Origin of the sequence: Shewanella sp. BJSY2023SW007, from assembly GCF_047314525.1 — a bacterium.
Lineage (GTDB): Bacteria > Pseudomonadota > Gammaproteobacteria > Enterobacterales > Shewanellaceae > Shewanella > Shewanella chilikensis.
Genome location: NZ_JBKORL010000071.1, coordinates 70,323 through 92,963 on the forward strand (window position 1 = coordinate 70,323; position 22,641 = coordinate 92,963).

The 22,641-nt window shown below is 53.5% G+C and carries 19 protein-coding genes; 11 read left to right on the top strand and 8 right to left on the bottom strand.

Annotated features, from left to right (window positions below; all coding sequences use genetic code 11):
- The first annotated feature begins 84 nt into the window (after positions 1–84).
- Positions 85–1,128 carry a selenide, water dikinase SelD gene (selD, locus tag ACMHXE_RS11285; RefSeq protein WP_101053209.1) on the top strand — a complete coding sequence of 348 codons (1,044 nt, stop codon included), beginning with the start codon at positions 85–87 and terminating at the stop codon, positions 1,126–1,128.
- Positions 1,125–2,240: a tRNA 2-selenouridine(34) synthase MnmH gene (gene mnmH, locus ACMHXE_RS11290; RefSeq protein WP_101053211.1), complete on the top strand. Its 1,116-nt coding sequence runs from the start codon at positions 1,125–1,127 to the stop codon at positions 2,238–2,240. Before selD ends, mnmH begins: the two co-directional genes overlap by 4 nt.
- A gap of 67 nt (positions 2,241–2,307) precedes the next feature.
- On the opposite strand, the gene ACMHXE_RS11295 is transcribed toward mnmH, so the two are convergent.
- The 5 genes from ACMHXE_RS11295 to ACMHXE_RS11315 form a co-directional block, all read right to left on the bottom strand.
- Positions 2,308–4,179: an MFS transporter gene (locus ACMHXE_RS11295; RefSeq protein ID WP_101053213.1), complete on the bottom strand. Its 1,872-nt coding sequence runs from the start codon at positions 4,177–4,179 to the stop codon at positions 2,308–2,310.
- Positions 4,170–4,784: a TetR/AcrR family transcriptional regulator gene (locus ACMHXE_RS11300; RefSeq protein ID WP_157822658.1), complete on the bottom strand. Its 615-nt coding sequence runs from the start codon at positions 4,782–4,784 to the stop codon at positions 4,170–4,172. The genes ACMHXE_RS11295 and ACMHXE_RS11300 overlap by 10 nt, the downstream gene beginning before the upstream one ends.
- 243 nt (positions 4,785–5,027) lie before the next feature.
- The gene (gene gorA / locus ACMHXE_RS11305; protein ID WP_101053217.1) at positions 5,028–6,383 is read right to left on the bottom strand and encodes a glutathione-disulfide reductase; all 1,356 of its coding nucleotides are present in this window, start codon (positions 6,381–6,383) and stop codon (positions 5,028–5,030) included.
- A 128-nt stretch (positions 6,384–6,511) separates the two neighbouring features.
- Complete coding sequence (locus ACMHXE_RS11310) at positions 6,512–7,048, bottom strand: hypothetical protein (protein WP_101053219.1); 537 nt, start codon at positions 7,046–7,048, stop codon at positions 6,512–6,514.
- Positions 7,049–7,128: 80 nt separating this feature from the next.
- On the bottom strand, positions 7,129–7,836 hold the full coding sequence (locus ACMHXE_RS11315; protein WP_101053221.1) for a hypothetical protein: 708 nt from the start codon (positions 7,834–7,836) through the stop codon (positions 7,129–7,131).
- A gap of 316 nt (positions 7,837–8,152) precedes the next feature.
- Here ACMHXE_RS11315 and prlC point away from each other — a divergent pair, with 316 nt between their 5' ends.
- Positions 8,153–10,192 carry an oligopeptidase A gene (prlC, locus tag ACMHXE_RS11320; RefSeq protein ID WP_101053223.1) on the top strand — a complete coding sequence of 680 codons (2,040 nt, stop codon included), beginning with the start codon at positions 8,153–8,155 and terminating at the stop codon, positions 10,190–10,192.
- Between the two features lie 114 nt (positions 10,193–10,306).
- Complete coding sequence (locus ACMHXE_RS11325; RefSeq protein ID WP_025009092.1) at positions 10,307–10,837, top strand: thioesterase family protein; 531 nt, start codon at positions 10,307–10,309, stop codon at positions 10,835–10,837.
- Between the two features lie 8 nt (positions 10,838–10,845).
- Here the strand turns inward: ACMHXE_RS11325 and ACMHXE_RS11330 are convergent, their stop codons facing one another.
- On the bottom strand, positions 10,846–11,499 hold the full coding sequence (locus ACMHXE_RS11330; RefSeq protein WP_101053225.1) for a glutathione S-transferase family protein: 654 nt from the start codon (positions 11,497–11,499) through the stop codon (positions 10,846–10,848).
- Positions 11,500–11,852: 353 nt separating this feature from the next.
- On the opposite strand from ACMHXE_RS11330, the gene ACMHXE_RS11335 reads away from it, so the two are divergent.
- Complete coding sequence (locus ACMHXE_RS11335; RefSeq protein WP_101053227.1) at positions 11,853–12,542, top strand: DNA-3-methyladenine glycosylase I; 690 nt, start codon at positions 11,853–11,855, stop codon at positions 12,540–12,542.
- Positions 12,543–13,220: 678 nt separating this feature from the next.
- Here the strand turns inward: ACMHXE_RS11335 and ACMHXE_RS11340 are convergent.
- Together ACMHXE_RS11340 and ACMHXE_RS11345 are read right to left on the bottom strand one after the other, a co-directional pair.
- Complete coding sequence (locus ACMHXE_RS11340) at positions 13,221–15,329, bottom strand: ATP-binding protein (protein ID WP_101053229.1); 2,109 nt, start codon at positions 15,327–15,329, stop codon at positions 13,221–13,223.
- Between the two features lie 2 nt (positions 15,330–15,331).
- Positions 15,332–16,714: a sigma-54-dependent transcriptional regulator gene (locus ACMHXE_RS11345; protein ID WP_039035395.1), complete on the bottom strand. Its 1,383-nt coding sequence runs from the start codon at positions 16,712–16,714 to the stop codon at positions 15,332–15,334.
- A gap of 280 nt (positions 16,715–16,994) precedes the next feature.
- Between ACMHXE_RS11345 and ACMHXE_RS11350 the strand changes: the two genes are divergently transcribed.
- Genes ACMHXE_RS11350 through moaA form a run of 6 tightly spaced genes read left to right on the top strand, consistent with a single transcriptional unit; the run spans position 16,995 to position 22,614 of the window.
- Positions 16,995–17,807, top strand: coding sequence for a substrate-binding domain-containing protein (locus ACMHXE_RS11350; protein WP_101053231.1), 813 nt, complete (start codon positions 16,995–16,997; stop codon positions 17,805–17,807).
- Positions 17,804–18,511, top strand: coding sequence for an ABC transporter permease (locus ACMHXE_RS11355; RefSeq protein WP_101053233.1), 708 nt, complete (start codon positions 17,804–17,806; stop codon positions 18,509–18,511). The genes ACMHXE_RS11350 and ACMHXE_RS11355 overlap by 4 nt, the downstream gene beginning before the upstream one ends.
- An 8-nt stretch (positions 18,512–18,519) precedes the next feature.
- A complete protein-coding gene (locus tag ACMHXE_RS11360) occupies positions 18,520–19,227 on the top strand; it encodes an ATP-binding cassette domain-containing protein (RefSeq protein WP_101053235.1) in 708 nt (235 codons plus the stop codon).
- Positions 19,211–19,804, top strand: coding sequence for a molybdenum cofactor guanylyltransferase MobA (gene mobA / locus ACMHXE_RS11365; RefSeq protein WP_101053238.1), 594 nt, complete (start codon positions 19,211–19,213; stop codon positions 19,802–19,804). The genes ACMHXE_RS11360 and mobA overlap by 17 nt, the downstream gene beginning before the upstream one ends.
- Positions 19,805–19,813: 9 nt before the next feature.
- Positions 19,814–21,619: a bifunctional molybdopterin-guanine dinucleotide biosynthesis adaptor protein MobB/molybdopterin molybdotransferase MoeA gene (locus tag ACMHXE_RS11370; protein WP_101053240.1), complete on the top strand. Its 1,806-nt coding sequence runs from the start codon at positions 19,814–19,816 to the stop codon at positions 21,617–21,619.
- An 8-nt stretch (positions 21,620–21,627) separates the two neighbouring features.
- Entirely contained in the window at positions 21,628–22,614 is a 987-nt protein-coding gene (gene moaA, locus ACMHXE_RS11375; protein WP_101053242.1) for a GTP 3',8-cyclase MoaA, read from the top strand.
- Positions 22,615–22,641 lie beyond the last annotated feature (27 nt).

Here is a 22,641-nt window from a genome sequence, read left to right on the forward strand (position 1 = left end):
ACCTGAGTTGTGAAACGGTCGGCTTGTACTGCGACCGTTTCTGTTTATGATCAGGGGTTATTTCAATCACTCAGGGACCCGGCTATGTCAGATCAGTCAGTAAAACTCACGGAATACAGCCACGGCGCAGGTTGCGGTTGCAAGATTTCTCCCAAAGTCCTCAGTACCATTTTGGCGTCTCAACTGCCGGACTTTAAAGATCCCCGCCTGTTGGTCGGCAACCAGAGCCGGGATGATGCGGCCGTGTATCAGTTGGATGATCACACCGGCATTATCAGCACCACAGACTTCTTTATGCCGATAGTCGATGACCCTTTCACTTTCGGCCGTATCGCGGCAACCAACGCCATCAGCGATATCTACGCCATGGGCGGCAAGCCTATTATGGCGATTGCCATTCTTGGCTGGCCGGTGAACAAGCTGTCACCCGAGATAGCCCAGCAGGTAGTGGATGGTGGACGCCAAGCCTGCATGGATGCCGAGATCATGCTGGCCGGAGGCCATAGCATAGACGCGCCTGAGCCTATCTTCGGCCTGGCGGTAACCGGCACAGTGGCGCTGGAGCACCTCAAGCAGAACGATACCGCCAAGGCGGGTGACAAGCTCTATCTCACCAAACCTTTGGGAATTGGCATACTGACCACGGCGCAGAAACAGAAGAAGCTGGCGCCGCAGGATGTCAATATCGCCCCTGAAGCCATGTGCCAACTCAATAAGATAGGTGCCGAAGTCGCCAAGATAAGCGCGGTTCACGCCATGACAGATGTGACGGGCTTTGGTCTGGCAGGCCATCTGCTGGAAATGTGTCAGGGTTCCAACCTCAAGGCCAGCATAGATACCGCCAAACTGCCGTTGCTGGAAAAAGCCTCCGAGTATCTGGCTATGGGCTGTATCCCGGGCGGCACCCACAGAAACTTTGATAGCTACGGAGAGCACCTCCCCGAGGTTTCCGAGCAACAAAAAGCCTTATTGTGCGATCCGCAAACCAGCGGTGGCTTACTTATCGCCGTCAGCGCCGAGGGTGAGGCAGAACTGCAACAACTGCTGACCAGCCAAGGGTTGGAGCTGCACTGCATAGGTGCGCTCGACCATCGCGACGACAGTCAGCAGTGGGTGGAGCTGATATGAGTCGACAGATAATCGCGCCTGCAGAGTACCGGGAGATCTTCCTATCCGATCGTCCCCTGGTCGATCTGCGGGCGCCGGTTGAGTTTGCCAAGGGTGCCTTTCCTGCCAGCACCAACCTGCCATTGATGAATGACAGCGAAAGGCAGAAGGTGGGCACCTGTTATAAAGAACATGGGCAAGCTGCCGCCATAGAGCTCGGCCATTCACTGGTCAAAGGCAAGATCAAGGCCGCGCGTATTCAAGCCTGGCTGGATTTCTTCAGCGCCCACCCAGATGCCAACCTCTACTGTTTTCGGGGTGGCCTGAGATCTCAGCTGACCCAGCAATGGATCCGCGAGGCCGGTCTTGAAGTGCCCTATATTCAGGGCGGCTACAAGGCAATGCGCCAATACCTTATCGATACCATAGATAACACCCCGCAGCAGCAACAGCTGTTGATCCTCAGCGGTATTACCGGCTCAGGCAAGACAGAGTTTATTCTCAGTCGCAGCGAGTCAGTGGATCTGGAAGGCACTGCCAATCACAGAGGGTCGAGCTTTGGCAAGAATGTTACTCCGCAGCCCAGTCAGATCAATTTTGAAAACAGTTTGGCTCGGGAGCTGTTGAGGCATCAAGAAAGGCAAGAGTCCTGTCTGCTGCTGGAAGATGAAAGCTTCCTGATTGGCCGCCGCGCCATACCCAAAGTCTTTTTCAGTGCCATGCAACAGGCCCAGGTTTTGGTGTTGGAAGAGCCACTGGAGGCCAGACTCCCTCGTCTTCTGGATGAATATGTGCACAAGATGCAGCGAGGTTTTGAACAGCATTATGGCGCAGAAGAAGGCATGGTGGCGTTCGGCGCCTATCTGCGTCAGAGTGTCGAGGGCATACGTAAGCGTATGGGGCACCAACAAACTGATCAACTGTTGCAGTTAGTCGACTCAAGCTTGCAGACCCAGCTGCAACGCAACACTACAGAGCAACATCTGGAGTGGATCTCGCTACTGCTGGAGAAGTATTACGACCCCATGTATCAGTACCAGCTGGAGAAAAAGGCCGAGCGGATCATCTTCCGCGGTGACCGTCAGGCCATTCACCAGTGGCTGGATGAGAGGCGGTCAAACCGCTCCAAATGAATTCAAAAGCAAGAGAGATTCAATCTGAAGAGCCCGGCAACTGCCGGGCTCTTTCGTTGACATTACCTCAGCTGTCGGGTTTGGCCAGCAGATCGGCTACCCGCTGTTGCAGCGAGTGGCGGCTCTCCTCCGCGCCGGGTACCTGAGCTGCAATATTGACCTTAAGCCTTGACCAGAAACGTCTTGGACGGGTCGTCAGGGCATGGCCATCTTTGTGGCTGAAGAAAGATCCCCACAAACCTTTGAGCGCCATTGGCACCACAGGCACAGGATCCTTTGCCAGTATCTGTTCGATACCGGGCCGAAACTCATGTAACTCACCATCAGGAGACAACCTGCCCTCAGGGAAAATACACACCAACTCCTCATTGGTCAGCGCCTGGTGAATACGCTCGAAGGCTCGGGTGTAGGTATCAGCGCACTTTTTCGGTGAGCAGATAGGGATCACCCCGGCGTGGCGGAACAGATACTTGAGCAAGGGCATTTCACTTATGCTCTTGTCCATCACAAAACGCACCGGACGAGTGGATGCTCCCAGCAACACCAAGGCATCGACGTAACTGACATGGTTACACACCAGCACGGCGGCCCCCTGCTTGGGAATGTTTTCCCGGCCTTCAACCTTGAGACGGTACAAGAGATGGCTCAGCAGGTAGCTGATAAACCTCAGCGTAAATTCAGGCACCCTGCTATACACATACAAAGCTACCACAGCGTTGAATACCGCCAGCAGAGTAAATAGCTGAGGGATCGACAGACCCACCAGCTCCAGCAAGATGATTGACAATATCGCCGAGCACACCATAAACAAGGCATTGATGATATTGTTGGCGGCTATGGCCTGGGCACATTCACCGGGGGCCGAACGCGACTGAATAAAGGCGTACAGAGGCACAATAAACAGGCCGCCACTGACGCCCACCATAAACAGTGCCAACATCAACCTGAAGTGTTCACTGCGGCCGACAAACTCGGCTATGTCGTAGAGATATCCCGCCGGCAGTTGGCTGTAGTCAGGAATGGCCCACAGCAGATCCAGGCCAAAGAAGGTTAACCCTGCTACCCCGAAAGGCAACAATCCCAGCTCTACATGGCCAAAGGAGAAACGCTCACAAACAAAGGAGCCGACCGCAATACCTATGGAAAACAGCGCCAACAGCAGCGACACCACAGTGGCGTCCGAGTGCAGCGAGCCTCTGGCAAAATTGGGGAACTGGGTCAGGTAGGTGGCACCCAAAAACCAGAACCAGCTGATTGCCAGAATCGCCATCCAGATTGACGGCGTTTGCCGTACCCGCTTGATACTGACCAGAGTGCCGGACAAGGGCGCAAAGCGTACCTTGTCTATCGGCAACGGCGCCGGCAGTGATGGAATCGCCCGGCTGGAGAGGAAACCGGCCAAGGCCAGCACAGATACAGTTATCGCCGCCCACATCAGGCCGTTGTCACTGGTTACCAGCAGCCCGGCACTTAGAGTGCCTATCAAAATAGACAGGAAGGTGCCCATCTCTACCCAGGCGTTGCCGGTTACCAACTCGTCCTCTCTAAGCGCCTGCGGCAGCAGCGAGTATTTTACCGGACCAAAGTAGGCCGATTGGGTGCCGGTAAGAAACAGCAGCAGCAACATCAACAGATAACTTTGCGCCATAATCGCCGCGGCGGCGCAGGACATGATGATAAGCTCCAGCAGCTTTAACCTACGGATCATCAGCGCCTTATCCATATTGTCGGCTACCATGCCCGCATGGGCGGAAAACAGAAAGAAAGGCAGGATGAAGATCCCCGCCGCCAGATTGACAAACAAATCCACACTCATCGGCAGGTTATCGACCTGGCTGTAGGTCACCAGCAGCAGCAACACATTCTTGTAGATGTTGTCGTTGAGCGCCCCCAAACATTGAGTGGCGAAATAGGGTAAAAATCGTTTGCTCAGGAACATACACCCTCCTCCTGTTGCATTGCCGTCCACCACAAGTGCACCTGAAATGTCAGTAACTGCAACCAAGAAGCCTGACTGAAAAGCTTATCGTCCAGCGCCAGGCCGGTTAGCCCATGGATACTGCTCCAGAAGCTACGACTGGCGAGCGCCAGCTTGGATGAGGGCAAGTTTGGCAACAAGTCACCGAGTTGCTGTTCGAGCAAGCCTATCAGCTCGGCAATCAGCTGTTGTTGCGATTTGGGCAGAGGTTCTTCCGGCCCCAGATGTAAGGCAAACACCAAACGAAATGCCTGGGGTTGGCTATGGGCAAACTCGGCATAAGCCTTGGCCAGTGCCAACAGCTTCAGCTCGCCGGTTGCGAATGTTTGTTCACACACCAGCTGTACTTGCTCAAGCAGACGCTCCAAGACCCTGGCGGATACGCTCAGGAGCAGATAGTTGTAGCTACCAAACAGGTTGATTAGGGTACTGGGGGCATAGCCCACTTGGGAGGCGATCCGTCTAAGACTCAGGCGGGTATATTCCTCCTGCGTCAACAACTGCTCGACGGCATCCAGTGCCATGAGCCGGATCTCTTGATGACTGTGTTCCTTGCGTCTTGCCATAGTGTCCATTCCTGAAAAGAGATGGCAGCAGACTAACAGCCTTCAAAATAAAAAACAATGTTCACAATGTGACATTTTTTAACCAAGATTACGGAAGGCAATTGATATCTTCTAAGGTAATCACTACCTACAAAGTACACCAAATAATATGGCTTCAGCGTACTCTCTCTAATAGGGGCAAAACTAAAATAGGCCAGAAGCACTGCTTCTGGCCTATTTTACCTGCGATATGCATCCACTTGTTTAACGCATAGTAACAAACTCTTCTGCGCCCGTTGGATGGATAGCGACTACGGCATCAAAGTCAGCCTTGGTGGCGCCCATCTTGATGGCAACGCCAAAGCCCTGAAGGATTTCATCCATGCCAAAGCCGATACCATGGATCCCGACGACTTTTTCATCGGCGCCGGCACAAACCAGCTTCATCTTACAAGCCTGACGGTGCGCAGTAACCGCTGTGTACATGGAGGTAAAGGAGGAAGTGTAGACCTTCACCTGATCCTCACCGAAGCGCTCTTTGGCCTCAGGCTCTGTCAGCCCCATGGTGCCAATTGGCGGGTGGCTGAAGACCACAGTCGGGATGCAGTCATAGTCCATCTTGGCATCCGGCTGGGCGCCAAAGAGACGCTCTGACAGCAAGCGACCCGCCTTGACGGCAACCGGTGTCAGCTCTACTCCGCCCGCCATGATGTCACCGACACAGTAAACCCCTTTAGCGCTGGTGTTTTGCTGGGCATCAGTTATCACATATCCCTTGGGATCCAACTGCACATCGGTATTTTCAAGGCCGATATTGCCTGTGGCCGGTGCCCGACCAATGGCCCAGATCAGGCAGTCCACTGTGTACTCTTCAGCGTTTTCCAGCACCAGAGTCAGGCTGCCATCGGCATTTTTACGCACTTCCTTGGGAATACTCTGGGTATGCAGCGAAGGCCCTTCGCTGGCCATGGACTCCATCAGTGTTTCATAGAGCATGGGGTCGAAGTTACGCAGCGGCGCATGTTTGCGTACAAACAGATGGGTTTCACTGCCAAGGGCATGCAATACACCGGCAATTTCCACCGCGATATAACCGGCACCCACTACGGCTACCCGCTTGGGCTGTTCACGCAGGGCAAAGAAACCGTCCGAGTCTATGCCATATTCTGCCCCGGGAATGGCGGGAATGCTGGGCGCGCCACCGGTAGCTATCAGAATATGCTCGGCACTATAGTGTTCGCCGTCGACCTCAATGGTGTGGTTATCAACAAAGCGGCCATAGCCGTTAACCACAGTGACTTTGTTGTTGGCCAGACCGCGTTCATAGGAACCATGGATCCGTTCGATATAGGCTTCACGACTGGCCACCAGAGTGTTCCAATCAAACTGGTTGACGCTGACATCAAAACCATAATCTTTGGCATAGAGATGCATGGCTTCGGCCACTTGGGCGCCATACCACATGACCTTTTTGGGCACACAGCCGACGTTGACGCAGGTACCACCCAGGTGTTTGGCTTCAATCAGCAAGACCTTGGCGCCACGCATAGCGGCTCTATTGGCTGACGCAATACCACCGCTGCCCGCACCCAGGCAGATATAGTCAAAATGTTGTGCCATGTTTATCTCCGTAGATTGATACTGACTAACTCGCCCAACAGGGCGACCTCCCGTCTGACGGGATACTTGTGAGCCATTGTAGGGGGATTCAGATCAAGTGACCAGACCAGAGTCTGCCGGTAAAAATTTCAATGATACAAGCGGCAGCGGGAATAATCCTGAGTCTCAGGCCCTGAACCCGAGCACTTGAGGCAACGAAACTGCTGTTGATGCTCACCGAGTTCAGCCTGCAAATATCTGGCAGTGTGGGAATCTTTCTGCCTGAGGCGCCGCTCCAGCTCTGTCATTCGCTTATCCAACCAGCGACAACTGGGATCATCGGCGATTTGGCGGCGAGGCTTGGATGCCTGCTTTTTTCGGGATTTGGTTGGTTTACTGTCGCGCGAGGCCTTGGGCAGGGGCGCAGACTCATATTCAAGTGCGGCTTCAAACTGCTGTGGAATGGCAATAGGATTGCCCTCGCTGTCGAGCACCCACCCCAGAGGGAGCGAACCTGACTCTTTGCCCGGGTCGCTGAGTTGCTTATCTATTGAGGGCTCTGAACCCGACACTGGATTCAGGTCTGGATTCAAGTCTGAGCTTGATTCGGCCTGGGATTCAACCAATGGGGCGACTCCCAACCAAAGGAGCAGGCAGCAAAGCCCGCCGATTCTGTAGGTTAACATTCCCTGTCCCTCCGCATCGATCCGTCGATGCTGTTTGTCTTCACATCAGAGTCTAGAAGCTGCGGTGAATGTTAGCCAATTTAAAACTGCCACTGCAGATGCAAGCCGGCATAAGACTGAGCCAGATCGCCATGCCAACCCTCTGCTTGCGCCTGCTGCTTGATATCGTCCTGCGCTATGCTGTGGCTCAAATGCAAGGAAGCCACCAAAGAAGGGGTTAATGAGTAGCATGCCTCTACACCAAGCTGCAGATGATTGGGGCCATCATGGGTCTGGCTGGCATAGCCAAAGTCGAATCCCTGGGTCACATAAGGGGTCAGAGTCAGTTGCTCGTTCACTTGCCAGTGGCTGTGCAGGCTCAACTCAACAAAATAACCCGATGCTTCAGTAGCATAGGTATAGTTAATCGATGGCGTCAGCCAACTCAGCCCCTGATAGGCGAGATAGGCGTACACCTCATTGTCATGGGCGCGCTCATCACCGTAAAACTCCAACCGCTGCATGCCGACTCCGGCTTCCACTGATTCGAGTGGGTTGAAACAGTATTCCACCCCGGCATTGAGCTCGGCGTAGTTAACACTGTCAGCTCGGCCAAACAACACGAAGGCCCCCAGGCCATCACGGCTATGCTGAATGCCACTCCAGGCAATCCCTCCCGCAGACAAGTTGTCCCGCCCCTCAGAAACATAGTGACTGTCCCACCCCAGCATGAGTATGGTTTCGGCAGCCTCATCGGCCAATAATGTATTGCAGCACAGGAGTGTCAACAACAAGAACGGATAGCGCATAAAACGTACCAAACTTACAAAGTAAAGCTATTTTATTTCACCAGCCATACATGTAAATGATAATGAATCGTGTTTTGGATCCAGTTATCATTTATCGCTTTTTTGTGCATTGTTCAACAGACTCTTTCCGACGACCCGATAAGCGCATATTTCATGGATGTGTTTCTCACCTATGACAGCAATCGCTTTGATCACCTTGATAATTCAAAGCAGAACCCTTATCTATTAGCCACGCCCCTGAATATTCGCCGCCATGGCGGCAAGACCAGGCATCCAATGCAGGCCCTATGGCCCACGCCCAAAGAGAGGACAGACAATGACCAATCCGCTGCTGACAGCACAGGAGCTGCCACCCTTTTCCAGTATCAAGGCCGAGCATATTCAACCGGCGGTCGAACAGGCCATAGCCAAATGCCGCGATAAAATAGAGGCCGTGCTGGCCGCCGGAGGCCCTTACACTTGGGAGAAGCTGGTGGCACCTCTGGAGCAGGTAGACGATGAGTTGAGCCAGATCTGGTCGCCGATTTCCCATATGAATTCTGTACTCAGCAATGAAGAGTGGCGCGCCGCGCACGATGCCTGTCTGCCATTGTTGTCTGAGTACAGCACCTTTGTCGGCCAACATCAGGGCCTGTATCAGGCCTATAAAGAGCTCAAGGCATCGGCGGAATTTGCCCAGCTCAGTCAGGCGCAACAGACTGTGATAGAACATAGCCTGAGAGACTTCGAACTGTCGGGAATAGGCCTCAATGATGAACAAAAAGCCCGCTATGGAGAGATTGTAAAGCGCCTGTCCGAACTCAGCAGCACCTATTCCAACCAACTGCTGGATGCCACACATGCCTGGAGCAAGCTGGTTACCGATGAAGCCGAATTGGCCGGTCTGCCAGAGTCTGCCATTGCCGCCGCCAAGGCGATGGCAGAGGCCAAAGAGCAGCAAGGTTGGCTATTCACCCTGGATTTTCCATCCTATCTGCCGGTCATGACCTACAGCGACAACCGCAGTCTGCGTGAAGAGTGCTACCGCGCCTTTGTTACCCGCGCTTCGGATCAAGGCCCCAATGCCGGTGAGTTCGACAATGGTCCGCTGATGGACGAGATCCTGGGCCTGCGCCATGAGTTGGCACAGTTACTGGGCTTTGATACCTATGCCGATAAGTCCCTGGCCACCAAGATGGCGCAATCGCCCGAGCAGGTTATCGCCTTCCTCAATGAGCTGGCGCTGCGCTCCAAGTCTCAAGCCAAGGCCGAGTTGGCCGAACTCAAGGAGTTTGCCAAGGAGCATTATGGTGTAACCGAGTTGGCGGCCTGGGATCTGGGTTACTACGGCGAAAAGCTCAAGCAGCACAAGTATGAGATATCTCAGGAAGAGCTACGCCCCTTCTTCCCCGAAGACAAGGTGCTCAGCGGCCTGTTCTACACCATCAAGCGCTTGTTCGGCATGGATGTCAAAGAGCAGCAGGATTTCGACAAGTGGCATAAAGATGTGCGCTTTTTCCACATCCTGGATGCCGAGGGCGAACACAGAGGCAGCTTCTATCTGGACCTCTATGCCCGTGAAGGCAAGCGTGGCGGCGCCTGGATGAATGATTGCCGAACCCGGCGGATGACGGCCACCGGCCTGCAAAAGCCGGTAGCCTACCTCACCTGTAACTTCAATCGTCCTGTGGGTGACAAGCCGGCGCTGTTTACCCATGACGAAGTCACTACCCTGTTCCACGAATTTGGTCATGGTATTCACCATATGCTGACCCGCATCGATGTCGGCGGGGTTTCCGGCATCAACGGCGTACCTTGGGATGCCGTGGAGCTGCCAAGCCAGTTTATGGAGAACTGGTGCTGGGCCGAAGAGGCGCTGGCGGAGATCTCCGGCCATTATCAGACCGGGGAGCCGCTGCCCAAGGCGATGCTGGACAAGATGCTGGCCGCCAAGAACTTCCAGTCCGGCATGATGATGCTGCGGCAACTGGAGTTCTCTCTGTTCGACTTCCGCCTGCATCAGGAGTTTGATCCGGCCAAGGGCGCCCATATTCAGCAGATGTTGGATGAGGTTCGACGCCAGGTGGCAGTGGTCACACCGCCTGAGTTCAACCGCTTCCAGAACGGTTTCGCCCATATCTTTGCCGGTGGTTATGCCGCTGGCTACTACAGCTACAAGTGGGCCGAGGTGTTGTCTGCCGATGCCTTCTCCCGTTTCGAGGAGGAAGGTATTTTCAACGAGAGTACCGGACGCGACTTCCTGCACAACATACTTGAGATGGGCGGCAGTGAAGAGCCTATGGTGCTATTTACTCGCTTCCGTGGCCGCGAGCCCAGCATAGACGCACTGCTGCGTCACTCAGGGATCCAAGCCTGAGGCAGAAGCAATTGATTAGGCGCCTGCGGGCGCCTTTTTTGTGAGCCAGTTCTCGCTTGCCGTCTGGTATGACCTTTGATAGCCTTTAATGCCTCTCAACTCTTGGACCCTTTGATGAACCTCTACTTTCGCCTGTTTTGGCTGCTGCTCTGGCGAGTGCGCCGGGCAAACGATATCGGTTTTCTCGGCACCAGCCGCATCCGTTATCGGGCTTTACCGAGTGACTGTGACATCAACCTACACCTGACCAACTCCCGCTACCCGGCATTTATGGATCTGGCCCGCACTTATATGATGGCCGAAATGGGCTTGCTGAAGCGCTTTCTAAAACTGAAATGGATGCCGATAGTCAATGCCGCCGAGTTCACCTATGTAAGGGATATCAGGCCATTACAGCAGTTTGAAATTGCCTCTCGCGTGGTTGGCTGGGATGAAAAGTATTTCTACATAGAGCAGCGTTTCCTGTCGGACAGAGGCCTGCATGCCATAGTGCATGTCAGAGGTTTGTTCGTCTGCAAACGCAAGCCGGTACCCACGGAAAACCTGTTGACAGAAGCCGGGTTCGATGAGACCACGCCCGAGTTACCGGCAGAGATCATCAAGTGGAAGTCGTTCCTGGATCTCAAAAAGGCCCGTAACAGCTGAATTCTTGTTCAGGGGATGGGCCTGAGCCCACTGCTGGCCTCCTCCTGAGCCAGAGTCACTTCATCCTGCACCAACATCCAGGAACCCCGCAATTGCGCCTGCAGCCAGTAGCGCCCCAAATGCTGGTAGTCCAGTAAGTTAAAACTGCGCTGCAGGTAACCAAGACAAGGGATTAAGGCACAATCGGCCAAAGTGAACCCATCTCCGCAAAGCCAATGATGCTCAACCAGGCGTAAGTCCAAGGCCCGCAGGCAAAGTCTGAGACGGTTTTCAATTTGACGCTGCACCAGGGGAAGTTGCTGCTCTTCCGGTAAGCTATATTGCTGCTCCAGCTGATAGAGACTGCTGTTGAGGTCGTTATCGGCAATTCTGTCATAGAGACGCACTTGCAGATTGAGCTCGGGCTCCTTGGGCAACAGCCGGGTGCCGGCGTCCATTTTATTGTCCAGATACTCTATGATAATGCTGGATTCAGGCAACAGGCTACCGTCCTGACACACCAAGAGTGGCAGCTTACCGGATGGATAGAAATGCAGATAGTGTTGGCGCTCCAATGGATCCTGCAGATCCGTTACCCGGGGAAAGAAGTTTGCCTGCTTTTCATAAAGTGCCAGCAGCACCTTTTGCGAATAACGCGACAATGGATGGTAGTAAAGCTCCATAGACAGGGATCCCCATGGTTACCAACTTTAACTTTAGTTGCTGGCTACCGCTTAGGGAAGGCGTGACCCGTTACCATGAGTGCCGCGAGGCATTATCCACCCTCTGTTTGCCCCCACTTCCGCTTGAAAGGTCCAACGTGGAGAGATGTGATGGGCACCTTTTCAGGTGGTAAACTTATTATCTGAATTCGGGCATCAAACGTCTGTTGGGGCTGAACATTCACTGAAAAAAGTCCTGCTTGATCAGTCTTGGAACCAAGCCTCAAGTATTGCTGTTAATCCGCTGCCATCTTTATCCCGATTGGTATTACACTGGTGCGGCAGCAACTGAACCAATCAAAAGGGAAAAGCACATGAGCAAGCCGGAAGATTTTGCCACCATCTATGCCAGAGCCTGCGAGCGCAAAGGCGGCGCCGAGCGACTGGAGAGCCTGTTACCCAGGGTCTGTTCCACTGAAGAATTGCTGGAATACACAGATGCCGAGTTGCTTTCAGCACTCAGCAAACAGGTATTTCAGAGTGGTTTTGTCTGGAAAGTAGTGGAACACAAATGGCCGGCCTATGAAGAGGCCTTCTTTGGCTTTGAACCCATGAAAGTGTTGATGCTCTCCCCCGAGCAGTTGCAGGCCCGAGCTGAGGACAGCCGCCTCATTCGCCACCAGAAAAAGACCCAAGCCATTTATGACAACGCGCTCATGGTGCAGGATATCGCCAGAGAACACGGCAGCCTGGCCCGATATATTGCCCTCTGGCCGGTGGAGGAGATCACCTCACTGTGGCAGGAACTCAAACGCCGTGGTGCACGCTTGGGTGGCAATACCGGCCCCTATTTTTTGCGTGGCATAGGTAAAGACAGCTTCCTGCTGACCGCTGATGTTCAAAACTATCTCAAGAGCCACAAACTGGTGGATGCAGGCTTCAGCTCAAAGAGCGGCCTGGCCCAGGTACAAGCGGTATTCAATCATTGGCAGCAGAGCAGCGGCAGGAGCATGGCCGCCATCAGCCGCATCCTGGCTTGTAGCACAGGGGACAATCGCATCTGAGGCCTGAGATAAATTTGACTTAGATTCAGACAAAAACAGTTGCAATCGAAAATGAGAACTATTATCATCTGTTTTGCGTTCCAAAACTCATCCTTAACTGAGAGTCAGTTAACCGCTAGTCGACTGAGATTTGCTTGAAGTTATGGTGTTCCTGAGTTTGCAAAGCACGACATTGCTCACACACTCTTTTAGGCCGGGTTAATTACCCGGCCCTTTTTTTGTGTCGAAGCTTTATGCTCCTTCTCTCCATCAGCGCTTCCCCATGCCGTTCGGCTATTTCTGAATTCGATATTCCCTCTCTACGAGCCTGCTTGGGAGATCCGGCACTAAGTAAGGGGCGTTAGTCTGGATTTAACACCCAAATAGCTAATGACTCCCGGCCTGAGAAACTAAGTTTAAAGTAATTAAAAATCATTACCTTAAGGGATTTTCTGTTCAGAAATTTAAGGTAGGAAAAATTAGGCTGGAAAATTTTACCGCGAAAAGCCAAAAAACAGTTGCAAACATAAATGAGAACGATTATCGTTAACTTGCGTTCCAAAACTCATCCTTAGCTTTAGGCCCGCAGTACCCGCTGAGAGTTATGGTGTTCCTGAGTTTGCAAAGCACGACATTGCTCACACACTCTTTGTGGCCGGGTTAATTACCCGGCTCTTTTTTTGTTTGTAAACCAATAGCCTACCCGAATAGCAAACCATCATAGGGGCCAGACTGATCCTCTTTGGCCATATGGTAAATACTGACAGTAAACTGCGTCCCCTTACCCAAAGTCGAGCTGACTTCTATGGTACCGCCAATGCGTTTGATAATACCGTAGCTCAGCGACAAGCCAAGCCCGGTACCATCCTTACGAGTGGTATAGAAGGGATCGAATATCCGGCTCAACTGCTCCTGTGGGATCCCTGACCCCTCATCTTCAATCTCTATCTTGATCCCCACAGGCTCATCCTGCTCCACCCAGTCATAGGTGCGGATCCAGATCCGTCCCTTACCATCCATAGCGTGAGCAGCGTTGACCACCAGATTGATCAACACCTGCAGCAGTTGCGGACGATTCACCTGCACCGGATAACTGGCATTCAGCTCAGGCAACAACACCACTTCCTGTTTACCCAATGAGTGACGTACCAACAGCTGCATCTCTTCGATAATAGGCGTGATTTGATGCATCTCCAGCGGCGCATTGAATTCACCGGGACGGCTGTACTGCAGCAAGCTGCGAATAATTGTACTGATACGGCCTACCTGCTGGATGATGAGGTCTATCTCCTCCTCAACGACCTCAGCATTGTCGCCAAGCTCCACCCGCAGCAGTTCCATATTACCGAGGATTACGGCGGTAGGGTTGTTGATCTCGTGGGCAATCCCTGCGGTCAGTTCCCCGAGGGCAGTCAACTTTTCATTGGTTACCAACTGCTGACGGGTTTCGTTCAATAATTGCACGTTGCGCTGCAGCTCTTCGGTTTTTTCCTGCAGGCTACGGGTACGTTCCTCGACCTTCATCTCCAGTTGCTCGGCCGCCGCTTGAATTTGCGCATTGCGGCGCTGCAATAAATCGAGCATACGGTCGAACTGCTCGGCCAGGTTGGCCAGCTCATTGTCTCTGTCCAGTCCCAGCTCGCCGATACGCAGATTACGCCCGGACTGCACCGCCTTAACCACTTGGTGAATACGCTCTATCGGCTGCAACAAACTGTAAGCGCCGCGATAAACCAAGAGTCCGGAAACCAGCAACACCAACATCAAAATGGTGCCCAATTCTATGATATTAAGCAGATAATTGTGGATAAAAGGCGACTCGGAAAAACCAGAATAGATCATGCCTATCCGCTGGCCACGAATATCGGTCAGCGGCGCATAGGCCGAGATAAACCAGTCGTTGTACACAAAGGCTCTATCGACCCAGAGTTGGCCTTTAACCAACACCTGCTGACGCACCTCTTCAGACACCAGAGTGCCCAATGCCCGGCCGCGATTCTCATCCTCTTTGGGGAAGAAATGCAGAGGCACATTGGTGCTGATGCGAATATTGTCGAGGAAGATAGTCACAGTGCCTATGGAACGTTCCGGCAATGTGCCCTTGTCATAGACCAGATCGCGAATATGATCGACGATACGAGTGTTGCGATTAAACAGGATCCCGCCATCCAGATACCAGCCGACCTTGCCGTTTTCATCGGCTACCGGCAGCAGGCTGCGGCTAAGCATGCCCCGTTCTTCCACTTCTCTGTCGGGATTTTGTGCCCTCAGAGTCATTTTCACCGGGATCTTGGCACGTTCGGCCAACTCGGGATCGATTCGCGCCAGCCGCGAGCTGGACAGCACCATCAGCCCGGAATAGGCGCTTTGTCCCTGAACCAAGGGCAGCATCTGCCGCAAATCGGGATCGGCCGCAGCATCAGCGATTCTAACCAAACGCAGAAAATCGAGATCCAACGCCTTACGTTGCTGATCCAGAAAAACACTGAGCTCTTTCTGCTTCAGTTGCTCCCCTTCGAGTATCGAGCGAAAATGGGTCTGGAAGTCGAAGGACTGCATCACATGTTCCAGCTGCTTTTCCTGGCGCTCCTGCACAGCAGCCAGTGTATTGTTGGCCACAGTCAGGTCGGCTTTGACCTTCATAAACAGCTGTTTGCCTGTGTAGCTGATGTTCCAGTAAATGGTGATAAACACCAGGCTCACCAGCGTCAGCAAGATGGGCAACAGAGTCAGGATCAGAATGCGATAACGCACCTTTGCCTGCAGCTGCTGCCAGCTCAGGCCAAAGAGCCGTTTAAACAGTGACAAGCTCAGACCTCCGACTCGCAGTCAAACCACTCTTTATATTTACGATCCAGAGTCTTGCGAGACACTCCCAGCACCCGGGCTGCCGCCGACTTATTGCCGCCGTGGGAATCAACCACGGCCGTGACATGGTCTTTTTCCACATCCTTGAGCGCCCAGTCGTGGGGATAGCCAGGCTGGGCATTCAGTTCGGCCTTGGGCTGTTCTTTCCAGTATTCCGCCGGTGGTTTACCGAGCAGAATGCAGCGCTCTATCATGTTGCGCAATTCGCGAATATTCCCAGGCCACTGATGTTGCTGCAGTTTGAGCAGGTCTTCATGGCTCCAGACCACCTCTTTCACCCCGAGCTCTGCGGCCAACTGGCGGGTAAAGTGATGGGTCAATTCCACCACATCATCCGGTCTTTCCCGTAATGGCGGGATAACTATGTCGAGCACATTGAGACGGTAGAAGAGATCGCGGCGAAAATGCCCGGCTTCAACCTCTTCAGCCAGCTTACGGTTGGTTGCCGCTATCACCCGGACATCAATATTAACTTCTTTTTCACTGCCAACCGGACGAATCGCCTTTTGCTCCAACACCCGCAGCAAGGCCGTCTGCATTTTCAGCGGCATTTCCCCGATCTCATCGAGGAAGATGGTGCCTCCGGAGGCAAAGCTGAATAGACCTTCGCGATTGCCCTTGGCACCGGTAAAAGAGCCAGCGGTATGACCAAAGAGTTCACTCTCCAGCAGCTCGGGAGCAATGGCGCCGCAGTTAACCGGCACAAACGGGCCCTGACGACCACTGAGCAGGTGAAGTTGCCTGGCCACCAGCTCCTTACCCGTGCCGGACTCACCTTCGATAAGCACCACCGCATTGGTTGGTGCCACTCGCTCTATCACCCGCTTGACCTCCATCATGGCATCACTGTTGCCTATGATGGTGGAGGAATAGCCACTGGACACTTCCCGGCGCAGCATTAAATTTTCCCGCTTCAGCAAGCGCCGCTCGATGCAGCGGTCGACCGCCTTCATCATCTGCTCTAGATGGAAAGGCTTCATGATGAAGTCGGAAGCGCCGGCCCTGAGTGCCTGAATCGCCACTTCCATATCGGCATAGCCCGTCATAAAGATAATGTCGGAGCGCCGCTCCTGATCATCCAGCGCCTCACGCCACTCAATACCTGAGCGGCCGGGCAGACGTATATCCACAATCAGCAGGTCGAAGTGACAACGACTGCGCAGTTGTTCGGCTTCTTCTATGCTGGCGGCGGTTTCTACCAGGGCAAATTTCTTTGCCAGCGCTTTGTTGAGAAAACTGCGCATACCGGGCTCGTCGTCGACGATCAACACGGACACGGCAGAAGGCATTGGCTTAGACTTTAGTGGCTTTTCTATCTGGCTCATATTGTCGGCTTCAGGACATTTTGACTCAATTGAAATAGATTCTATCATTGATACGGTAAAAATTGGTCACTATGAACCAGCGAAAAAGCCGATTGGGACAATTTGTCTGACACTTATTTACCAAGCTTGGGATCCAGTTCACATATTGGATCCCTCAATATCGGTTTAGAGCAGACATTCATCTTTGGCACCCAAATTGCTTTATTGGGTGCGAGTACAAGGCCGTGGCCCGCTGGCTTATGGGTTCGGCACACTTATAAAATCATGCCAAGGAGCAATAATGTTGAACTTGAAACAACTGCTGGGTCTTGCCATTGCGGCAGGCCTGATGATCTCTGCCCCGGCTTCCGCTCAGGAAACCATCAAGCTGGCCACCACCACCAGTACTGAAAACTCAGGTCTGCTGGGTTACCTGCTGCCAAAATTCGAATCAGAATCAGGTTACAAGGTACAAGTGATTGCCACAGGTACAGGTAAGGCTCTGAAACTGGGCTCTCAAGGTGACGTGGATCTGGTAATGACTCACGCTCCTGGCGCAGAAGCCAAGTTCGTTGCCGACGGTTTCGGTGTTGAACCTCGCGGCATCATGGAAAACGACTTTGTTGTCCTAGGCCCCAAGAACGACCCAGCCAAGGCTCGTGACAGCAAGAATGCCGAAGAAGCCTTCGCCAAAATCGCCAAGTCAGGCGTACCTTTCGTTTCCCGTGGTGATGATTCAGGTACTCACAAGAAAGAACTGCTGATCTGGAAAGCTGCCAACGTGACTCCAGACTTCAAAGGCTACACTTCTGTAGGTCAAGGCATGGGTAAAACCCTGCTGATGGCTAACGAACTGCAAGGTTACACTCTGTCTGACCGTGGTACCTTCGTGGCTTACAAAGCCAAATTGGACTTGGGTATCGACTTCGACGGCGGCGCCACTCTGGCCAACCCTTATCAGGTAATCCTGATCAATCCTGCCAAATACCCTGATCTGAATCACAAAGGTGCACGTGCCTTCAGTGATTGGTTGATTAGCAAAGAAGCACAAAGCATGATCAACAGCTATAAAGTTCAAGGTGAACAACTGTTCAAGGCAACTTACGGCAAATGAGTGAAGGCTGGTTAGCCCTTATACAGCAGGCCCTCGGCCTGCTGTTTTCCAGAGACCCCGAAGTCTGGTCTATTATCTCCGTCTCTTTCTCGGTATCTTTCGCGGCACTGCTGATCACCTTGCTGCCGTCAATGATACTGGGGTTCGCCTTGGCGTTTGTTCAGTTTCCCGGCCGCTGGCTGGTGACTAATCTGGTGCAAACCCTGCAATCCATTCCCACTGTGGTGGTGGGCCTGCTGGCTTACCTACTGCTAACCCGTAACGGCGCCCTGGGCGACCTGCGCTGGCTCTTTACCCAAAAGGGGATGATCCTCGGACAGATGATGATCTGCGCCCCGGTACTGATAGCCATGAGCCATGCCGCCTTCACCAGTGTCGACCGCCGCGCCTGGGAAACCAGCCGCACCCTGGGTGCCAGCTGGAGCTCGGCTATCTGGGTGGTTTGCCGCGAACTAAGAGTACCGCTGTTACTGGCGATTATCGCCGCGTTTTCCCGTATCATTACCGAAGTCGGCTGTTCCATGATGGTTGGTGGCAATATAGCCCATGTTACCCGTAACATACCCACCGCGATTTCGCTGGAAACCAGTAAAGGGGACTTCGCCCAGGCCATAGCCCTTGGCTTGGTACTGCTGGTGCTGGCACTGATACTGAATTTTGCTCTGGGTACTCTGCGCGGCAGGGCCAGTCCCAGAAGTCATTAGGACGCTTGATGATAAAGCTGATAGCCCAAGATCTTGAGATGCGTTTTGGTGAACGCCTGTTATTTCGCGCCCGGCAACTGGAGTTTTGTCAGGGTGAAGTCATCTATCTGCAAGGTGACAATGGCTGCGGTAAAACCACTCTGATGAAACTGCTGGCCGGTTTACTCAAACCCAGCGCCGGTACCATCTATACCCAAGGATTTCCAGCGACGCCCTGGTGGCGAGGTGATACCTTGCTCGGTAAGGCTATTTACCTGCATCAGCACCCATACTTGTTTGAAGGCAGTGTCAGCTACAATCTGCAACTGGCGCAAAAATACAGCGGCTTGAATAAAGCCGAGCAGCGCACTAGGATGCAAAGCGCGATAGAAAATGCCCAACTGGGGAAACTACTCAAAACCAACGCCTCAACGCTGTCCGGCGGTGAACGGCAACGGCTGGCACTGGCCAGAGCCTGGCTGTTGAAACCCAAGTTACTTATGCTGGATGAACCCATATCCAATATGGACAGAGCATCGCAACAAACCGTTTTTGCTATGATTGCCGAATTGAAGCAACAAGGCACAGGGCTGCTGATCAGTAGCCACCAGCATTCAGAACTGACAGCACTTTGTCACCAACATTGGCATATAGAATCACAACAACTGACAACCTCAGCCAATTTGACCCTGGCCACGGAAGAACTGCAGGAGGAGAACTATGTCGCAGCGCATTGATGCGGTGATACTCGCCGGAGGCATGGCCAGGCGTATGGGCGGAGAAGACAAAGGCCTGGTAGATCTGCTGGGGCGCCCCATGATTGCCTACGTTATCGACAGGGTAAAACCTCAGGTGAATCAGATCCTGATCAACGCCAACCGCAATCAAACACGTTATGCTGAGTTCGGTTTTCCTGTCATTGCCGACCTGGAACAGGGCTACCCTGGGCCATTGGCGGGGATGATTAGCGCCCTGGACAAAACAAACGCCGATCTGCTGTTGGTGGTGCCTTGCGACTGCCCTTTGCTGCCCAAAGACCTGGTCGAGCGTATGGCGCAAAAGCTGCAGGCGTCAGAAGCGGATCTCGCCGTGGCATCCGATGGCGAGCGTGAGCAACCAGTGGTTATGCTGCTCAAACCGACGGTGAGGGATTCGATGCAGGCGTTTCTCGATTCTGGCAGGCGCCGTATCGATCTCTGGTACAGTGAACACCCGGTAGTGGTTGAATCATTCGCCGATCAACCCAGCGCCTTTATTAACGTCAACACCAACGAACAAAAACAACAACTCGCGGCGGAAATATCCCAAGCTTAAGAGGTTTTTATGAGCACTGTCTTTACCAATCCCCTGTCCATTCCCGTGTTGGGCTTCTGCGCCTACAGCGGCACAGGCAAGACCACGCTGCTGAAGCAGTTGATCCCTGAGCTGAATCGTCGTGGTTTAAGACTGGCAGTGATCAAGCACGCCCATCACAACTTTGATATTGATGAGCCGGGTAAAGACAGCTATGAGATGCGCAAGGCCGGCGCCAGACAGATGTTGGTGGCCTCCCATGTGCGTTGGGCCTTGATGACTGAAGATCCGCTGGACAGAGATCCGGACCTGCTGCATCTACTCGGCCAGTTGGAACAGGACAAGGCCGACCTGGTGTTGGTGGAAGGCTTCAAGAAACTGGCGCTGCCCAAGATTGAATTACACAGAGCCGCCCATGGCAAACCCTTTATCCATACCGAGGATCCCAATATCCTCGCAATCGCCTGCTGTGATGAAACCAAGCTGCCGGGGGAGATCCGCCGCCTGGATCTCAACAATGTGGCGCAAATTGCTGATTTTGTGCAGCAGTATGTTCGCGAGTATCGCCCCGAATTCAAGTCCTCTTCAGCAAGAGCCCTGCCCTTAAGTGCCTGTGAGCTCGGCAGCGAACAAAATCTGTCGGTACGTCAGGGCATCGACCATATCCTGGAGCAAGTCAAACCCGTCACAGAGACAGAGCTGTTGACGCTCGATGAGGCCGACAACCGTATTCTGGCCCAGGACGCCATATCACCGGTGAACGTACCGCAGCAGACCAACTCGGCAATGGATGGTTACGCCTTCGCGTTTCAAGACAATATGTCACAATCCTTTGAACTGAAAGGAGAAGTGCTAGCCGGTCATCAATATTCTGGCCAGTTGCAGCCGGGTGAAGCGGTACGAATTATGACAGGTGCGCCGGTTCCTCTTGGCGCAGATACCATTCAACCCAGAGAGCTTGCCACCGAAACCGATGGCAAGGTCAGCTTCAGTGGCAAAATCTATCGCGGCCAGCACGTGCGTCTGGCGGGTGAAGATATAGCCCAAGGTGCCGTGGCCCTTGGCAGTGGCACACGTTTAGGCGCTGCCGAACAAGGCCTGCTGGCTTCACTGGGACTGTTTGAGATGCCCCTCAAACGCCGCCCCAGAATTGCCGTATTTTCCACCGGCGATGAAGTCAGCCAACCCGGCACTGAGCTCAGGGCCAACTGCATCTACGACTCCAACCGCTATACCATCAAGGCGATGGCCAAACGCCTTGGCTGTGAAGTGCTGGACTTGGGGATCATCGAAGACTCGGAAGCCGTTCTGAGCCAAACATTGAGCCAGGCGGCGAATCAGGCCGATGTGATTATCAGCTCGGGCGGGGTGTCCGTCGGCAATGCCGATTATATCAAGACAGTGCTGGCCCAGCTGGGGGAAATCAACTTCTGGCGTATCAATATGCGCCCGGGACGCCCATTGGCGTTCGGTAAGATAGACCAAACATTGTTCTTCGGCTTGCCCGGCAATCCTGTGGCCGTGATGGTCTCTTTCCTGATGTTTGTTCAACCGGCATTGCGTAAACTGGCCGGTGAACCAAGCTGGCAGCCAAGACTATTACCGGCGATTGCCGATGAAGCCATGCGCAGCCGCAGCGGCCGCACCGAATTCAGCCGCGGCATCATGACCCTGGGAGATGACGGCCAATTACACGTACGCACGACCGGTGCCCAGGGCTCAGGCATGCTCAGCTCCATGGTCAAGGCCAACTGCTTGGTGATCATCGGCGAGGCCGATGAACGCATAGAGGCGGGTGAAACCGTCTATGTACACCCGTTTGCAGACCTGCTCTGAGGCTGCCCTTGAACAGCCTGAGTGACGGCTTTGGCCGCAAAATAGAGTATCTGCGCCTCTCCATTACCGACAGGTGTGATTTTCGCTGCATCTATTGCATGAGTGAAGATCCCTGTTTTCTGGAGCGGGAACAGGTACTGAGCCTGGAGGAACTGGCCTTTATCGGCCGCGCATTTACCGAGCTTGGCGTCAGCAAGATACGCCTCACCGGCGGCGAACCCTTGGTACGCAGTGATTGCGACCGCTTGGTGGCGCAGCTGGCGGCGCTACCCGGGCTCAAGGATCTTTCCATGACCAGCAACGGCTCCAGGCTGGCCAAGCTGGCTCCGGCGCTGAAAGCCGCCGGCTTGAACCGCCTTAATATCAGCCTGGATACTCTAAAGAGCGAACTCTTCACCACCCTAACCCGTAACGGCAAACTGGAGCGGGTGCTCAAGGGCATAGATGTCGCCAAAGCAGCCGGCTTTGACAGGATCAAGATCAACGCCGTGATCCTCAAGGGACGCAACGAAAACGAAATTATCGATCTGTTGGAATATTGCCGTCAAAAGCAGCTGGACATCGCCTTTATCGAAGAGATGCCTCTGGGTGTGATGGAAGAGCGTTCTCTGCCAAGGCACATGAGCAGCAGTGATGTCAGGGAAATTATCAATCAACGCTGGCCACTGAGCCTGTCATCCAAGCGTACCGGCGGCCCGGCACGTTACTACAGCATGGCCGACAGCCCTATCCATATAGGTTTTATTTCACCCCACAGCCATAACTTTTGCCATGAGTGCAACCGGGTCAGAGTCACGGCCGAAGGCCGCTTGCTGCTGTGCCTGGGGAACGAACACTCACTGGATCTGAAGCAGATCATCCGCAGCCATCCTGGTAATATAGACGTATTGAAGCAGGCTATCTTCGAGGCGATTCAGCGCAAGCCCAAAGAGCATCACTTCGACGATCCCAATCAGGTGCAGATCCTGAGGTTTATGAACAGCACGGGTGGCTGATACCTGCCACCGTGCTACACTGGCGAT

Excerpts from the sequence above, each read along its gene's own strand:
- selD (WP_101053209.1), top strand. The coding sequence starts at position 85 with ATGTCAGATCAGTCAGTAAAACTCACGGAATACAGCCACGGCGCAGGT.
- mnmH (WP_101053211.1), top strand. The coding sequence starts at position 1,125 with ATGAGTCGACAGATAATCGCGCCTGCAGAGTACCGGGAGATCTTCCTA.
- ACMHXE_RS11295 (WP_101053213.1), bottom strand. The coding sequence starts at position 4,179 with ATGTTCCTGAGCAAACGATTTTTACCCTATTTCGCCACTCAATGTTTG.
- ACMHXE_RS11300 (WP_157822658.1), bottom strand. The coding sequence starts at position 4,784 with ATGGCAAGACGCAAGGAACACAGTCATCAAGAGATCCGGCTCATGGCA.
- gorA (WP_101053217.1), bottom strand. The coding sequence starts at position 6,383 with ATGGCACAACATTTTGACTATATCTGCCTGGGTGCGGGCAGCGGTGGT.
- ACMHXE_RS11310 (WP_101053219.1), bottom strand. The coding sequence starts at position 7,048 with ATGTTAACCTACAGAATCGGCGGGCTTTGCTGCCTGCTCCTTTGGTTG.
- ACMHXE_RS11315 (WP_101053221.1), bottom strand. The coding sequence starts at position 7,836 with ATGCGCTATCCGTTCTTGTTGTTGACACTCCTGTGCTGCAATACATTA.
- prlC (WP_101053223.1), top strand. The coding sequence starts at position 8,153 with ATGACCAATCCGCTGCTGACAGCACAGGAGCTGCCACCCTTTTCCAGT.
- ACMHXE_RS11325 (WP_025009092.1), top strand. The coding sequence starts at position 10,307 with ATGAACCTCTACTTTCGCCTGTTTTGGCTGCTGCTCTGGCGAGTGCGC.
- ACMHXE_RS11330 (WP_101053225.1), bottom strand. The coding sequence starts at position 11,499 with ATGGAGCTTTACTACCATCCATTGTCGCGTTATTCGCAAAAGGTGCTG.
- ACMHXE_RS11335 (WP_101053227.1), top strand. The coding sequence starts at position 11,853 with ATGAGCAAGCCGGAAGATTTTGCCACCATCTATGCCAGAGCCTGCGAG.
- ACMHXE_RS11345 (WP_039035395.1), bottom strand. The coding sequence starts at position 16,714 with ATGAGCCAGATAGAAAAGCCACTAAAGTCTAAGCCAATGCCTTCTGCC.
- ACMHXE_RS11350 (WP_101053231.1), top strand. The coding sequence starts at position 16,995 with ATGTTGAACTTGAAACAACTGCTGGGTCTTGCCATTGCGGCAGGCCTG.
- ACMHXE_RS11355 (WP_101053233.1), top strand. The coding sequence starts at position 17,804 with ATGAGTGAAGGCTGGTTAGCCCTTATACAGCAGGCCCTCGGCCTGCTG.
- ACMHXE_RS11360 (WP_101053235.1), top strand. The coding sequence starts at position 18,520 with ATGATAAAGCTGATAGCCCAAGATCTTGAGATGCGTTTTGGTGAACGC.
- mobA (WP_101053238.1), top strand. The coding sequence starts at position 19,211 with ATGTCGCAGCGCATTGATGCGGTGATACTCGCCGGAGGCATGGCCAGG.
- ACMHXE_RS11370 (WP_101053240.1), top strand. The coding sequence starts at position 19,814 with ATGAGCACTGTCTTTACCAATCCCCTGTCCATTCCCGTGTTGGGCTTC.